Consider the following 13,905-nt stretch of genomic DNA (forward strand, 5'->3'; position numbering starts at 1 on the left):
CCAAAGCTTAGCTCAAAAACACCGGCGCGAAATCGGCCTGATAGCCTTGATCGACGATCCTGCCCTGGCTCAAAAGCTCCGCGCCCAGCCGCCCGATTTCATCGGAGCTTTTGGCCGCAGTACCGCATCCGCCGGTCAGAACTGCGATGTTTGGCGAGGCCGTGTGACCGATGGCTGGGAACCCGCTCGGCGTAAAGGACGTCACGCAGCCCGCAATCGAAATGCGCGAACGGTCTATCGCGGGCACCAGCGTTTCGATGATGTCGGCAAAATCATCGCGCACCTTGGCGCTTCCGCCCGCGCGGAACCAGTCGCGAATTTCGCGCTCGCCGTTCAGCACGATATCGACAGGTTCGCCGCCGATCTTGAGGTAGGTCTTGCCATCGGGATAACGCACGGGCGGCAACAGGTAGATGTGCTTTCGCGGATCGGCAGGCTCGTAGATCAGCGATGGCATGCCCGCATAATGGTACAATTCATCATCGGGTATCTCGAAAAATGCGACGGTGCGGCCATTGACCTGCATGTCGAGCCGCTGTGACAGCAAGTCCTCCGCCACCGAAAAACCACCCGCCGCGACCAGCACCTTTTCCGCCGTATAGGTCCGACCCGATACAGTGGTCACCGTTGCGACATCGCCCTCTTGCCGCACGCGGATGGCAATATCATCGATGCGCGTGACGCCGCGCTTTTCCGCAATCGCGATCTGCGCCCGCACCAGTTCCCGCGGATTGACGTAACCGGCATTGTGCCGCTCGAACACCCCCTCGCATCCGGCTTCGAAGCCGAAATAGGAAAAGCGCTCACGAAGCACCTCGTCATCCAGAATCTCGGTCTCGACACCCAGCGTCTCCGCCGCAGCGCAGACATTCTCGATATAGGAAAACCCCGTGCCGCGTTTTTTGCCGACGATCAGGCAACCGACCTCGCCGTAAAATTCGACGCCGCTTTCGCGCTCGATCTCGGCGTAGCGGGCGATAGAGCGATTGGCGAGGCGCGCCCAGTCCGCATTGCTATCGATGGTGCGGGTAATGCGAGCCGCATCATAGTGGCTCGCAAAAACGCCGGTGTGGTTCCTGATATCATCAGGCTCACGCGGCCCGATCAGCGCAATACCGTCCCCGCTTCCCGCCAGGTGACGCGCCGCCGCAGCCCCCATCATGCCCGCACCGACCACGATATATTTGAACTGTGTTGCCATGTTCGAGATCACCGATTTTAGACTCTGTTACAAGGAGTTGTAGCGGTTTGGTGAATCGATTCCAGAGGTTTTGGGTTTTGATGTCGGCACTTGTGGCTCACCCCCCTCTGTCCTGCCGCACATCTCCCCCACAAGGAGGGAGATTGGCTGGGCGAACGGACGTCGCTTCAATCTCGACGACAGAGTTTGCCGAAAGCTCTCCGCGATTCGATCTCCCCACCTGTGGGGGAGATGCCCGGCAGGGCAGAGGGGGGCTAGCCACACCCACCATTGCCGGCGTTATATAAACACAGGCCCCACCTGACCCGCAAAATCCTCTTCCGCCAGCTGCCCATCCAGCAAGAGCACCGCCCCCAGCCGCCCGATCTCATCGGAAGACTTGGCCGACACGAAATTGCCACCGGTCAGCACCGCAATATTCGACGACTGCGTATAACCAATATAAGGATATCCGGTGCGGGTGATGGATGCGACGCAGGAGCCTGATGTGACCAAGCAACCCTCCAGCTTCGGCATGAGTTCAATGGCGTGCTTCACCAGAAACGCGACCTCGCTCGCCGTGCCATCTGAGTGAAACCAGCGCACCGCCTCGTCCAGCGTTTCCAGCCTGCCCTTCTCGCTCTCACCGCCGATCTTCAGGTAAACTTTGCCATCGGGATAAAGAACCGGCGGTAGAATATAGACGATGTCATCGGCGTTTTCCGCCAGAACGATGGTTGACGGCATATCAGCGAAATCGCGCTGCTTTTGCTCGTCCAGTTCGAAAAACGCAATCGTCCGGCCCGTTGCCGCCATATCAACTTTCGAGGGGAGAAGATTCGCCATGTTGGTGAAGCCGCCCGCCGCAATGATCACCTTTTCCGCCTTGTACCGCTGTCCCTCCCCCGTGACCACCGTGACGCCAGAAGCGGTGTCATCAATGCTCACCACGGTCTCGCGCATTAGCGCGGCACCCTGACTTTCGGCAATCGCGACCTGCGCTTTCACCAGCGCGCGTGGATTGACGTAGCCAGCATTGCGCGGCTCGAACCATCCGTCATGATCATCAGGCAAAGCGAACATCGGGAAACGCGTTTCGAGCTGCGAGGCAGCATATTCCTCGACCTCAAGTCCCAGCCGGTCCCGCGCCGCCATGGCCCCCGCTACATAATCCCCGCCCAGCCCTTTGCCGTTTCCGGTAAAGAGGCAACCGGCCTCATGATAGAACCGAATTCCGCTCCTGGCTTCGATCTCGGCATAACGGGCAATCGAACGCTTCGCCAGTTCCGCCCAGACGGGATCGCCATCGAAACCACGGGTAATGCGCGCCTCATCGTAATGGCTGGAAAAGATGCCCTTGTGGCTCTTGATATCAACTGGCTCGGCAGGCCCGATCAAGGCCACGCCATCCGTCTGCGCTGAAAGATGCCGCGCCGCCGCCGCACCCATCATGCCTGCACCGACGACGATATATTTGAAATCCACCATGACCTTGCTCCCGCTGCCGAATGCGCTGCCTAGCAAAGTCAGGCCGCTTTCAAAAGCGGCAATCCTCATTCAGCTCTGCAGCAGTGCCTGCACCTTGCCGCAATAGCGCTTGGAAACCGGGTTCATGCGCGTGGCACCATGACCGGCATTGTAGCGGAGAATCGTGCTGCACACCTGTCCGCCGCCAAGCTGGTGGGCGGTTGCCAAATATTGCATACCCCAGCGGATATTGGTTTCAGGATCGTAGAGTGCCTTGGTGGTGCCGCGATAGCCCATCATGCGCGCCGTGGCTGGCTTAATCTGCATAAGGCCGACTTCTCCGGCGCTGCCGCGTGCCTTCGGATTGAAGCGACTCTCTACCGAGATCACCGCATGGGCCAGATTGGTCGGCACGCCGTAACGCTTGGCATATTTGACGATGAGGTCGGAGTAGTTGTTCTTCAGACCGGTTGGAAGCGTCTTTTCGGGGATGGGATAGCCAGGCTTGCGGAAATAGGTTTCCAGAGTGACGGTTTTGGTCTTCACTTCATCTTTGGCAAAAACGGGTCCACTCTGCGCGGCAAGTATGGCAAGACAAGCCGAGACAGCAACAATTAGTCTTCTCATTAGTATTAAGGGTCTCCGGGCGTGAAGACTTCAAGATCACCAGCGCAAAGCCGGGCCAAGCGGAAAGTTCATCGGAACCATCCGTTACAAGTCCTCACCATTGATATTGACGACCAACGCTTCACACTGAAACACGTCGCGGTTTGATGAGGCTTATAAAGGGGCCTAATAAGGATTTACTGTGGCAAGGCAGAAAAAACGATTACCAAAGCCAACTTCAGGGGAACCGTTTTCTGAAAAACGCGTTTAAACGCCACGAAATTTCGGCAGCGCCGAGATCAGCCGGTGCAGCGTATCGATGGTGGAAAAGTCCGCGATACCATCCACCAGAGCGGGCCGGAAATGGCGCTGAAAGGCAGCTACCGCGCCTTCGGTCTTCTCGCAATAACTGCCTGTTATTTCAACGCCGTATCCATAGAGAGACAGCATGGATTGCAGGGCCTCCACCGGCTGACCGCTATCGCCACGCTGAAAGAAGCGACCGCCGCCGATGGGCGCAGGCGCCACCCAGTGCCCGACACCCTTCTGCGACAGGATGTCCCACGGGAATTTTTCACCCGGATCGATCTTTCTGATGGGTGCAATATCGGAGTGCCCAAGCACCCGCTCCGGCGCGATGGACCAGCGTGCGCCGCAATCGCGACACAATTCGATGACCGCATTAATCTGGGGTTCAGGAAACTCCGGCAGCCCCGCAGGATGGCCCTGATTGGCAATCTCGATGCCAACAGAGCGGGAGTTGATGTCGCCGGCGCCATTCCAGGCGCTTTTGCCCGCATGCCAAGCCCGGCGGCTTTCCGGCACCATCTGCACCACGCGCCCGTCTTCATAAACGAAGTAGTGGCTGGAAACCTGGCTTTCGGGATTGCACAGCCAGGCAAGCGCACCATCCGCGCTCTGCATGCCGGTGTAATGAAGAATGATCATGTCGGGCGCGCTGACATCGACCCTTTCGCCATGGTTGGGCGAAGGCACAACGGAAGCGCCCGCATAATCCGCTGTAAACTCACTCATGCGACGCGGCGTTCTTTCTCGATTGCCGCATAGGCGGCGTTGAGTGCCGCCATACGCTCATTCGCAGCCGCATGCAATTCCATGGGAACGCCACGTGCAATAAGCTTGTCCGGGTGGTGCTCCGCCACCAGCGAACGATAACGCTTGCGAATATCCAGAAAATCATCGGCGGGCGAAACACCCAGCACACGGTAAGGATCGCGCCCTTCCATATGCACATGCCGCGCCATGATCATCTCGAAATGATCTTCGGTGATTCTAAAAATCTCTGCGATACGTCCCAGAAACGCCAGTTCGCGCTCATGGATCAGGCCGTCGGCCTTGGCGATATGGAACAGACCGTCGATGACGCTTTCCAGCATCTCGCAATTCTGATCACCGGAACCGCAAAGACCGGCAAGCCGCTCCGCATAGGCCTCGTAACCGGCAACGTCCTGACGCGCCAGATTATAGAGACGCGCAACGTTTCTGGCTTCTTCCTCGGGAAAATCGAATATCTGGCGAAACGCCTTCACCTCGGCATCATTCACCATGCCATCAGCCTTCGCCATCTTGGCGGAAAGAGCGATGATTGCGACGGAGAAAGAAACCTGACGGCGGGTTTCCGGGTCGCCTTCAAAGACGGTACGAACCGCCTCGATAACACGGCCAAGCACGTTGCCTGCTGCATCGCCGATTGCGCCGAGCAGCCGTTCCCACAAAGATGAAAGTTGCAAACAGGCGAAATCGTACATCATGCCTCCCAGCATACGGCCCCTACGGTTGATTGCAATATGCATAAAGGTCGCATGTCATTAACTTTTCTTCATCTTGAGATCATATCGGCTGACATTGATTTCTAATACGCTCCGTGGTGCAAATCGGTTTTCCACAGGTCGGCATTATCGTCGCGGCTGCGCTATCAATTGAAACGATTATATCGGCTAACTCATTCAATCGCTTTGAAATTTCGCGATTTTCTTAAGAAATTCACTTTACATGCCACATTCTCTCACGCATCCATTTGCCACACCTTATCTTTGCAATGAACACGAAGGAGAGCCACGATGGCTAAACAGAAAGTCGCAATGTTGACCGCAGGCGGTCTCGCGCCCTGCCTCTCTTCCGCCGTGGGCGGACTGATCGAACGCTACAGCGACATTGCACCAGACATCGACATCGTGGCTTACCGCTCCGGTTATCAGGGCGTTCTTCTGGGTGACAGCATCCAGATCACCAAGGACATGCGCGAAAAAGCGCCTCTCCTGCACCGCTACGGCGGCTCGCCCATCGGCAACAGCCGCGTAAAGCTGACCAATGCCGCAGACTGTGCCAAGCGCGGCCTCGTCAAGGAAGGTCAAAATCCGTTGGCCGTGGCAGCAGATCGTCTGGCAAAAGACGGCGTAACGATTCTCCACACCATCGGCGGCGATGACACCAACACCACTGCGGCAGATCTAGCCGCCTATCTCGGCGCCAACGGCTATAACCTCACCGTCGTCGGCCTGCCAAAGACGGTCGATAACGACGTCGTGCCGATCAAGCAGTCGCTGGGCGCGTGGACAGCTGCCGAAGTCGGCGCGAATTTTTTCGACAATGTCAGCAACGAGCAAAGTGCTGCGCCCAAGACCTTCGTCATCCACGAAGTCATGGGTCGCCACTGCGGCTGGCTGACGGCGGCCACGGCGCGCGCCTATATCCAGAAGACCAAGGGCAATGAATATGTCGAAGGCCTTCTGATGGGCGAGCAGCTGAAAAGCATCGACGGCCTCTATCTGCCGGAAATGGCTTTCGACATTCAGGCCGAAGCAGAGCGCCTGAAGAAGATCATGGACAAGACCGGCTTCGTCACCCTCTTCGTGTCCGAAGGTGCGGGCCTCGATTCCATCGTTGCCGAGCGTGAAGCCGCAGGCGACACCGTCAAGCGCGATGCCTTCGGCCACGTCAAAATCGACACGATCAATGTCGGCGGCTGGTTCCAGAAGCAGTTTGCGGGCCTCATCGGCGCAGAGCGGACAATGGTGCAGAAATCCGGTTACTATGCCCGCTCTGCCCCAGCCAATGGCGAAGACCTTCGCCTCATCCAGAGCATGGTCGATCTGGCCGTGGAAAGCGCCCTGAACAAGGTTTCAGGCGTCACCGGTCATGATGAAGACCAGGGTGGCAAGCTGCGCACCATCGAATTCCCGCGCATCAAGGGCGGCAAGCATTTTGATTTGTCGGCAAAGTGGTTCGGTGAGGTCATGGACCACATCGGCCAGCCCTATAAGGCTGCGTGATTATTCGCAAAAGCGCTTCTTTATGCCGCATTATGTGGTTACGCTAAAATACTGTGGCGTAAACACACCGCTCTCGACGTTATGAACTTTCAGCCCAGAAATCCGTTTCGGTTTCTGGGCCGATGTTGTAGGTTAAAAGAAAATGACGTCGGGGAGGGCAAGGAGGAAAGCATATGTCCGCACAAGTCTGGCTGGTCTTTTGTGCAGCCTGTGCCATTCTTTTCGCGCTGCCCTCGCCCATTTCCTATAAAGTCGCGAGCTACGCCGCCATACGCGGAAAGCGCGCGCTTATTGCCGCCGTAACCGGCGCCACCATCGGCATCGTCACCACCATCACCGCCGCCTCGATTCTGGTCGCTGGCGCAGAGTTTCTCCCCTCCACCGTTCTCGACATCGTTCAATGGGCCGGAACCGGCTGGCTGATGCTGTTCAGCCTGTGGACCATTGCGACGCCTGCGGCACGCGAGGCCAATGCAGACAACGACAATCTGCGCGGCAAAAGCTTCGGCACCATTTTTACCGATTGCTTCGTGCTCTCAGCACTTCGCCTGCGCTATTTCGGCTTCTTCGTTGCCTTCATCGTGCAATTCGTCAACGGCACCCGCGACGTCATCGAAATGGTGTCGCAAATGCAGGCTGTCGCGCTGCTGATTGCCTTTGCCTGCCTGACGATCCAAGCCTCGTTTGCCCGCCTGACCATCCGCTCCGTGCGGCGCATGTCGGTCACCAAAAAGCTGCGTAATCCCAAGAGAACGCACTTCATTGCGGGCCGCGCCGTGACTGCCGGATATCGCCGGATCGCTGCCTAAGCATTTGCCGTTCAGTCGCCGCTTGCCGGAATCCTTACGATAGGTTAATGATCGCCGGATAGGGACTGCCTGCTTCGCTTGAAACGGGGGTATCAAGCGACAGGCGCACTCAAGGGCGGCAGCATGAAAATTTCTGGCAGTTTACGCCGAAAATCGGCTCTACTTTTGTCGTCCACGGTGGGCATTGCGCTGACACTGGCAGGATGCACAAGTGTTGAAGTTGCATCCAAAGGCGATATTGCCCAGCCCAAAATAGTATCTGCCCCGGCCACGCCGGATAGCACCGCCGCCCAGACGGCAGCCACCACAACCACCGAAAAGACGCAGGAAACCGCAGCCGCCACTCCGGCAGGCGCGACCTCTACCCTCCCCGGCACGGCTCCAGCCACCACACAAATCGCAGCCAATTCCGCAGCAGAAGCCCTGCCTTCAGCTTCAGCCGCCGCCGTCAAGGGCGGTCGCGTTGCCCTTCCCCCGGCCTCGGAAATTGCCGCTGCGGCAGCAGAATCCGCCATCGACGCACAGATACAGCCTCAGGCCGCAACCCAGCAGGTTGCGCTCGCAACGCCAGCAGTCGCCGCCGTCGCGCATCAAACAAGCGCCGCTGCCACTCTTCCACAGGTCGTTGCGCTGAAGGGCGGCTTCCCGCCTGCGCCTGGCGCACCGGGCACGCCATCGGCAGCCCCCATCCCGCTGACCGAAGAAATGATGAAGCAGCAGAGCGTCATCCCGGTTCCGAAACCGCAAGGCGCCATGCTCGCCTATGCTTCGGCCCCGCAAAATGCAGCGCTTGCCGCCATCAGCACCCGCGAGAGCCTGACAACTGCGCCGGACGCGCCGACAATGATGGGCCGTCAGCAGCTGAGCGGCCTCATCACCAAATACGCGACCATGTATAATGTGCCGGAAGACCTCGTGCACCGGGTGGTCATGCGCGAAAGCCGCTACAATCCCCGTGCCGTTAACGGCGGCCATTTCGGCCTCATGCAGATCAAGCACGCCACCGCCCGCTCCATGGGCTTCGACGGCCCCGCGTCTGGCCTGTTCGATGCGGAAACCAACCTCAAATATGCCGTGAAGTACCTGCGCGGCGCGTGGCTGGTTGCCGATAACGACCGCGACAATGCGGTGCGGCTGTATGCTCGTGGGTATTATTACGATGCCAAGCGCAAGGGCATGCTGCACGTTCTGCGGAAGTAGGTTTTTCCAAACATTTTAAGTTGGAATGTGGGGCCTACCCCCCCTCTGCCCTGCCGGGCATCTCCCCCACAAGGAGGGAGATCGGCCGGGCGCGAACTCCCCAATCTATCCGCAGCGTTAGAAATTGCCGAAAGGTCACCGCGATTCGATCTCCCCACCTGTGGGGGAGATGTCCGGCAGGACAGAGGGGGGGGGGGGGGGTAGACCCCACCCGGCAACCTCAGCTGTGGATAGCCAGAACGCCATCCGCCCCCCTCCCCCAAACCCGTCATCAAACTGTTGCGTCACAGCGCTAAACGCCTCTCAACCGAACGAGAGGTGGAATCATATGACGGGTGTCGCGCCGAAAACCGGTTTTAGCAAAAACGTAAAACTCAAAGCCGCGCTGCTGCAGCACAAGGCATTGTCCACCAGTGGCATGTCCGAGCGCCTGTTCGGCGTGCTGTTTTCCGGCCTTGTCTATCCGCAAATCTGGGAAGACCCGGCAGTGGATATGGAAGCCATGGAACTGCGGGATGATCATAGCATCGTCACCATCGGTTCGGGCGGCTGCAATGTGCTGGCCTATCTCTCGCGCAATCCGTCGCGCATCGATGTTGTCGATCTCAATCCGCATCACATCGCGCTCAACAAACTGAAGCTGGCCGCGTTCCGCCACCTGCCTGCCCATGGCGATGTCGTGCGCCAGTTCGGCGTGGCCAATGTCCGCTCAAACAGCGATGGCTATGATCGTTTCATTGCGCCGAACCTCGACGCCCAGACCCGCGCCTACTGGTCAAAGCGCACGCTGACCGGTCGCCGTCGCATTTCGGTCTTCAACCGCAATATCTATCGCACCGGCCTTCTGGGTCGCTTCATCGGCGCTGGCCATGTGCTGGCCCGCCTGCATGGCGTGAAGCTTCAGGACATGGCCAATGCCCGTTCCATGGACGAACAGCGCCAGTTCTTCGATGAGAAGGTAGCACCGCTCTTCGACAAGCCAATGATCCGCTGGCTGACGAAGCGCAAGAGCTCCCTCTTCGGCCTCGGCATTCCACCGCGTCAGTATGACGAACTCGCCAGCCTTTCGGATGGCAACACTATCGCCCCGGTTTTGCGCCAGCGTCTGGAAAAATTGGCCTGCGACTTCCCGCTGAAGGACAATTACTTCGCATGGCAGGCCTTTGCCCGCCGCTATCCGCAGGCGCAGGAAGGCAATCTGCCGGACTATCTGCGCGATGATTATTATCAGGCGATCCGCGAAAATGCCGCGCGCGTCCATGTCCACCACGCCACCTTCACCGAGCTGCTGGCCTCCAAGCCTGCCTCCTGCGTCGACCGTTACGTGCTGCTGGATGCGCAGGACTGGATGAGCGACACACAGATCAACGAGCTGTGGTCGCAGATCAGCCGAACGGCGGCCCCGGATGCCCGTGTCATTTTCCGCACTGCTGCCGAAAAGAGCGTCATCGAGGGTCGTCTGTCACCGGATATCCGCGCGCAATGGTCCTATCTGGCCGAGCGTTCGCAGGAGCTCAATGCCCGTGACCGTTCCGCCATCTATGGCGGTTTCCACATCTATCAGAGGGCGCAGGCATGAAGAGCATCGGCGACAATATCAGCCTTGGCGATATCAAGCATGCAAACCTGATGGACCGCATGTACCGCCACCAGCGGCACATCTATGACATCACCCGCAAATATTATCTGCTGGGCCGCGATGACACCATCGACAAGCTGGACGTGCCGCAAGGCGGCAACCTGCTGGAAGTCGGCTGCGGCACAGGCCGCAATCTCTTGCGCGCCTCGAAGCTTTTCCCAACGGCAAAGCTCTACGGCCTCGATATTTCCGCCGAAATGCTGACGACCGCAGCAGAAAACTTCGGTGGCCACCGCGAACGCCCGGTGCTGCGCGTCTCCGATGCCACGACCTTCCGGCTCAGTGAGTTCGGCCGTGCCAACGGTTTCGACCGCATCATGATTTCCTATGCGGTTTCGATGATCCCCGAATGGGAAAAGGCCGTGGAACGCGCCGTACAGTCACTCGCCCCCGGCGGCTCGCTGCACATCGTTGATTTCGGCCAGCAGGAAGACTTGCCACGCTGGTTCCGAAACGTGCTTCAGGCATGGCTGACCAAGTTCCACGTCACGCCGCGTGCCAATATGCGCTATGTGCTGGAAGCTTTGGCAGGCGGCCACAATGCGACGCTGGAGTTTGAGCCGATTGCTCGAGGATATGCGTGGCGTGCGGTGCTGACGCTGCCGAAAGGCTGAGGTCACAGATCCCGGTGGAGCGTTGACGCGTATTTGCGGTCAGAGTGTGGGGCTTACCCCCCTCTGCCCTGCCGGGCATCTCCCCCTCAGGTGGGGAGATCGAATCGTGGATAGCCCTCGTCCTACCTGAATGTTGTGGAATTGGCTCGATTAGCGATAAAGTTGCGGATGGAATGAGGAGCAGGCGCCCAGCTGATCTCCCCACCTGAGGGGGAGATGTCCGGCAGGACAGAGGGGGGTAGGCCACGCGCTCTGCTGTCAATCACGTGTGACCCAACCGCGAACGGCTACATTTCTCCACACAGCACCTTGCCATAACGGCTTGTTTACCCTGTTATGGTAAACAGGAGATTACGGCGCTTCTCACCAAGCAGCCGGCGGGAAAATCATACGTTCTGGGATCATCATGCAGCGGCTACTTCCGGCTCTATTATCGACCATGCTCCTGTTGAGCGGCTGCACCTCCACCAGTTATGATTTTCTGGAAACCGCCTCTGTCGCAAAGCCCCGCTTCAAGGATAACGACCCGCAGGATTTCGGCTCCCGGTCGCCGCACAAGCACGAGGTGCATGGCATCGACGTGTCCAAGTGGAACGGCGATATCGACTGGGCGACGGTGCGCAAATCCGGCGTCTCCTTCGCCTTCATCAAGGCCACCGAAGGCACGGACCGTATCGACGCACGCTTCGATGAATATTGGCGCGAAGCATCGGCCGCTGGCGTGCCGCACGCGCCCTACCACTTCTATTATTTCTGCGCGACGGCTGATGCGCAGGCAGACTGGTTCATTCGCAACGTGCCGAAGGAATCCATGAAGCTGCCGCCGGTTCTCGACGTGGAATGGAACCCCGCCTCCCCCACCTGCAAGACGCGGCCGGCGCCGGATGTCGTGCGCGCAGAAATGCAGCGCTTCCTCAGCCGCATCGAGAGCTACTACGGCAAGCGACCGATCATCTACACCAGCGTCGATTTCCATCGCGACAATCTGGTCGGCCAGTTCAAGACCTATCCGTTCTGGGTGCGCTCCGTCGCGGCCCATCCAACGGATATCTACAACGACCGGCAGTGGTCATTCTGGCAATATACCGGCACCGGCGTCATTCCCGGCATCAGCACACCGACCGATATCAATGTCTTTGCCGGGTCGGAAAAGAACTGGCGCACATGGGTGGCCTCCACATCCAAGCCAAGAAGCTGATGATTGTGGCTTGATTTTTCCATCAGATACGGCAGATGTGCTGCGAAATAATCGCTTGGCGTTGGAAACAAACCGTCCGGTTACGCTTTTCCCACGTCTTGCCCACGCTTCTGCCAAAATCTTGGCGAACGCAGGGGCACCATTTCATTTGAGGAATTCGGATGTTCAGCTTCTCGCCACGCAGCTTCGCACTTGCTGCCAGCCTTTTCACATTGTCTTGCGGCTCCGCATTGGCCGTCCCCCTCGTTACCTCGCCGGATGACCCGAAGCAGGTCGCCTGCGGCGGCGATCTCAACACCTTCCTGCAAGGCGTAAAGACGGAAGCCATCGGCAAGGGCGTGCCCGCTGAAGCCGTGGACAAGGCGCTGGCCGGCGCACAGATCGACCAGAAGGTACTGTCGCGTGACCGCGCACAGGGCGTCTTCCGCCAGACCTTCCTCGAATTCTCCCAGCGCACCGTCAGCCAGGGTCGCCTCGATCTCGGTCGTAAAAAACTCCAGGAATATTCCGCGGCCTTCAAACGTGCGGACGATGAGTTCGGCGTGCCCGCTGGCGTCATCGCCGCCTTCTGGGCCATGGAAACCGATTTCGGCGCCGTACAGGGCGATTTCAACACCCGCAACGCCCTCGTCACCCTCTCGCATGATTGCCGCCGCCCGGAACTGTTTCGCCCGCAGCTCATAGCGCTGACAGAAATGGTCCAGCACGGCGATCTCGATCCGGCCACCAACACCGGCGCATGGGCAGGTGAAATCGGCCAGGTACAGATGCTGCCCAAGGACATCATCGCGTTCGGCGTGGATGGTGATGGCGATGGTCACATCAACGTCAAGTCCAGCAGCCCGGATGCCATCCTTACGGCCGCCAAGTTCATCCAGCATCTCGGCTTCAAGAAGGGTGAGCCGTGGATTCAGGAAGTGTCCATACCGGAAAACTTGCCATGGGAAAAATCCGGTCTCGGCGGCACGCTGACGGCTGGCGAATGGTTCAACCTCGGCGTAACTCCACGGGATGGCAACAAGAGCTTCGCTGCCCTGCCCGCCGCTCTCATTCTGCCGCAGGGCCGCAAGGGTCCGGCCTTCATCACCTACCCCAACTTCAACATCTATCTGGAATGGAACCAGTCCTTCATCTACACGACGTCGGCTGCCTATTTCGCAACCCGCTTCATGGGCGCACCTGTTTATGCCAAGGGCAACCCGGAGCCCGGCCTGGACGATGCCGCCATGAAGGAACTTCAGACCAAGCTCGATGCCAAGACGCATGATGTCGGCAAGATCGACGGCATCCTCGGCTCCGGCACCCGCATCGCCGTCCAGCGCGAACAGCAGCGCCTCGGTCTGCCCGCCGATGGCTGGCCGACACGCGCCTTGCTGGACGCTCTCTAATCGATCGCCTCCGTCACCCCGCACTTGCTGCGGGGTCCAGCAGACGCGCGTCTGCGCGGCGTAGGAGTCTTTCAGCCCGAGGACTCGGGCTGACTGGATACCGGATCAAGTCCGGTATGACGGAAATTGGCAAAACGGCCGTGGCATTAACCACGGCCGTTTACTTTTTTTGCATTTCGCACCGACTTTTTCAGACTGTAATATAAGTTGTTTTTCAACGCATTGGCGCCAAAGTCTCAGATATCATTGCCATTTTCGTGTGCACCGCATCATAAAATTCGCTTTTCAAGAGACACAAAACGGTCATAATGATTACTGTCAACGTAAAGGAGGCAGAGCATGGGACTTACAAATTCTCTTAATGCCTTAGCAGTCGGTGTGGCGTTTGCGTTTGTCGGAGTGATGCTTTTCATCTGACACGCATATTGGGTTATCGCGCACACCCAAAGAGTTGATCATCATAAGCCATTAAAAAAGCGCAGGTTTTTCGAAACCTGCGCTTTTTTCATTT

Annotated in this window: 12 protein-coding genes; 7 read left to right on the forward strand and 5 right to left on the reverse strand. The window is 58.4% G+C overall.

The window, feature by feature from the left end; translation table 11 throughout:
* Window positions 1–7: 7 nt before the first annotated feature.
* The 5 genes from AC27VJ_RS12170 to AC27VJ_RS12190 form a co-directional block, all read right to left on the reverse strand.
* On the reverse strand, window positions 8–1,201 hold the full coding sequence (locus AC27VJ_RS12170) for an NAD(P)/FAD-dependent oxidoreductase (protein ID WP_488684229.1): 1,194 nt from the start codon (window positions 1,199–1,201) through the stop codon (window positions 8–10).
* Between the two features lie 279 nt (window positions 1,202–1,480).
* Window positions 1,481–2,668, reverse strand: coding sequence for an FAD-dependent oxidoreductase (locus tag AC27VJ_RS12175; RefSeq protein ID WP_488684230.1), 1,188 nt, complete (start codon window positions 2,666–2,668; stop codon window positions 1,481–1,483).
* A gap of 69 nt (window positions 2,669–2,737) precedes the next feature.
* A complete protein-coding gene (locus AC27VJ_RS12180; RefSeq protein WP_488684231.1) occupies window positions 2,738–3,274 on the reverse strand; it encodes a lytic transglycosylase domain-containing protein in 537 nt (178 codons plus the stop codon).
* A 246-nt stretch (window positions 3,275–3,520) separates the two neighbouring features.
* Window positions 3,521–4,288, reverse strand: a complete 768-nt coding sequence (locus AC27VJ_RS12185) for an N-acetylmuramoyl-L-alanine amidase (protein ID WP_488684232.1) — start codon at window positions 4,286–4,288, stop codon at window positions 3,521–3,523.
* Window positions 4,285–5,025, reverse strand: coding sequence for a TerB family tellurite resistance protein (locus AC27VJ_RS12190; protein ID WP_162727931.1), 741 nt, complete (start codon window positions 5,023–5,025; stop codon window positions 4,285–4,287). The genes AC27VJ_RS12185 and AC27VJ_RS12190 overlap by 4 nt, the downstream gene beginning before the upstream one ends.
* 309 nt (window positions 5,026–5,334) lie before the next feature.
* On the opposite strand from AC27VJ_RS12190, the gene AC27VJ_RS12195 reads away from it, so the two are divergent.
* The 7 genes from AC27VJ_RS12195 to AC27VJ_RS12225 all read left to right on the forward strand — a co-directional run bounded on the left by AC27VJ_RS12195 (window position 5,335) and on the right by AC27VJ_RS12225 (window position 13,394).
* The gene (locus AC27VJ_RS12195) at window positions 5,335–6,546 is read left to right on the forward strand and encodes a pyrophosphate--fructose-6-phosphate 1-phosphotransferase (protein WP_353578061.1); all 1,212 of its coding nucleotides are present in this window, start codon (window positions 5,335–5,337) and stop codon (window positions 6,544–6,546) included.
* 173 nt (window positions 6,547–6,719) lie between these two features.
* Window positions 6,720–7,355, forward strand: coding sequence for a LysE family translocator (locus AC27VJ_RS12200; RefSeq protein ID WP_113090086.1), 636 nt, complete (start codon window positions 6,720–6,722; stop codon window positions 7,353–7,355).
* 123 nt (window positions 7,356–7,478) lie between these two features.
* Complete coding sequence (locus AC27VJ_RS12205) at window positions 7,479–8,555, forward strand: transglycosylase SLT domain-containing protein (RefSeq protein ID WP_488684233.1); 1,077 nt, start codon at window positions 7,479–7,481, stop codon at window positions 8,553–8,555.
* Between the two features lie 328 nt (window positions 8,556–8,883).
* Entirely contained in the window at window positions 8,884–10,134 is a 1,251-nt protein-coding gene (locus tag AC27VJ_RS12210) for a BtaA family protein (protein ID WP_353578058.1), read from the forward strand.
* Window positions 10,131–10,808: a class I SAM-dependent methyltransferase gene (locus tag AC27VJ_RS12215; protein ID WP_488684234.1), complete on the forward strand. Its 678-nt coding sequence runs from the start codon at window positions 10,131–10,133 to the stop codon at window positions 10,806–10,808. Before AC27VJ_RS12210 ends, AC27VJ_RS12215 begins: the two co-directional genes overlap by 4 nt.
* Window positions 10,809–11,214: 406 nt before the next feature.
* Window positions 11,215–12,006, forward strand: a complete 792-nt coding sequence (locus AC27VJ_RS12220) for a glycoside hydrolase family 25 protein (RefSeq protein WP_488684235.1) — start codon at window positions 11,215–11,217, stop codon at window positions 12,004–12,006.
* Between the two features lie 161 nt (window positions 12,007–12,167).
* Window positions 12,168–13,394, forward strand: coding sequence for a lytic murein transglycosylase (locus AC27VJ_RS12225; RefSeq protein ID WP_488684236.1), 1,227 nt, complete (start codon window positions 12,168–12,170; stop codon window positions 13,392–13,394).
* Window positions 13,395–13,905 lie beyond the last annotated feature (511 nt).

The organism is Agrobacterium sp. 20P9.1.2 (genome assembly GCF_057799395.1).

What these genes read in the sequence shown, in the direction of transcription:
- AC27VJ_RS12180 (WP_488684231.1), bottom strand. Translation starts at nt 3,274, where the DNA reads ATGAGAAGACTAATTGTTGCTGTCTCGGCTTGTCTTGCCATACTTGCC.
- AC27VJ_RS12170 (WP_488684229.1), bottom strand. Translation starts at nt 1,201, where the DNA reads ATGGCAACACAGTTCAAATATATCGTGGTCGGTGCGGGCATGATGGGG.
- AC27VJ_RS12220 (WP_488684235.1), top strand. Translation starts at nt 11,215, where the DNA reads ATGCAGCGGCTACTTCCGGCTCTATTATCGACCATGCTCCTGTTGAGC.
- AC27VJ_RS12215 (WP_488684234.1), top strand. Translation starts at nt 10,131, where the DNA reads ATGAAGAGCATCGGCGACAATATCAGCCTTGGCGATATCAAGCATGCA.
- AC27VJ_RS12185 (WP_488684232.1), bottom strand. Translation starts at nt 4,288, where the DNA reads ATGAGTGAGTTTACAGCGGATTATGCGGGCGCTTCCGTTGTGCCTTCG.
- AC27VJ_RS12175 (WP_488684230.1), bottom strand. Translation starts at nt 2,668, where the DNA reads ATGGTGGATTTCAAATATATCGTCGTCGGTGCAGGCATGATGGGTGCG.
- AC27VJ_RS12190 (WP_162727931.1), bottom strand. Translation starts at nt 5,025, where the DNA reads ATGATGTACGATTTCGCCTGTTTGCAACTTTCATCTTTGTGGGAACGG.
- AC27VJ_RS12195 (WP_353578061.1), top strand. Translation starts at nt 5,335, where the DNA reads ATGGCTAAACAGAAAGTCGCAATGTTGACCGCAGGCGGTCTCGCGCCC.
- AC27VJ_RS12205 (WP_488684233.1), top strand. Translation starts at nt 7,479, where the DNA reads ATGAAAATTTCTGGCAGTTTACGCCGAAAATCGGCTCTACTTTTGTCG.
- AC27VJ_RS12210 (WP_353578058.1), top strand. Translation starts at nt 8,884, where the DNA reads ATGACGGGTGTCGCGCCGAAAACCGGTTTTAGCAAAAACGTAAAACTC.
- AC27VJ_RS12225 (WP_488684236.1), top strand. Translation starts at nt 12,168, where the DNA reads ATGTTCAGCTTCTCGCCACGCAGCTTCGCACTTGCTGCCAGCCTTTTC.
- AC27VJ_RS12200 (WP_113090086.1), top strand. Translation starts at nt 6,720, where the DNA reads ATGTCCGCACAAGTCTGGCTGGTCTTTTGTGCAGCCTGTGCCATTCTT.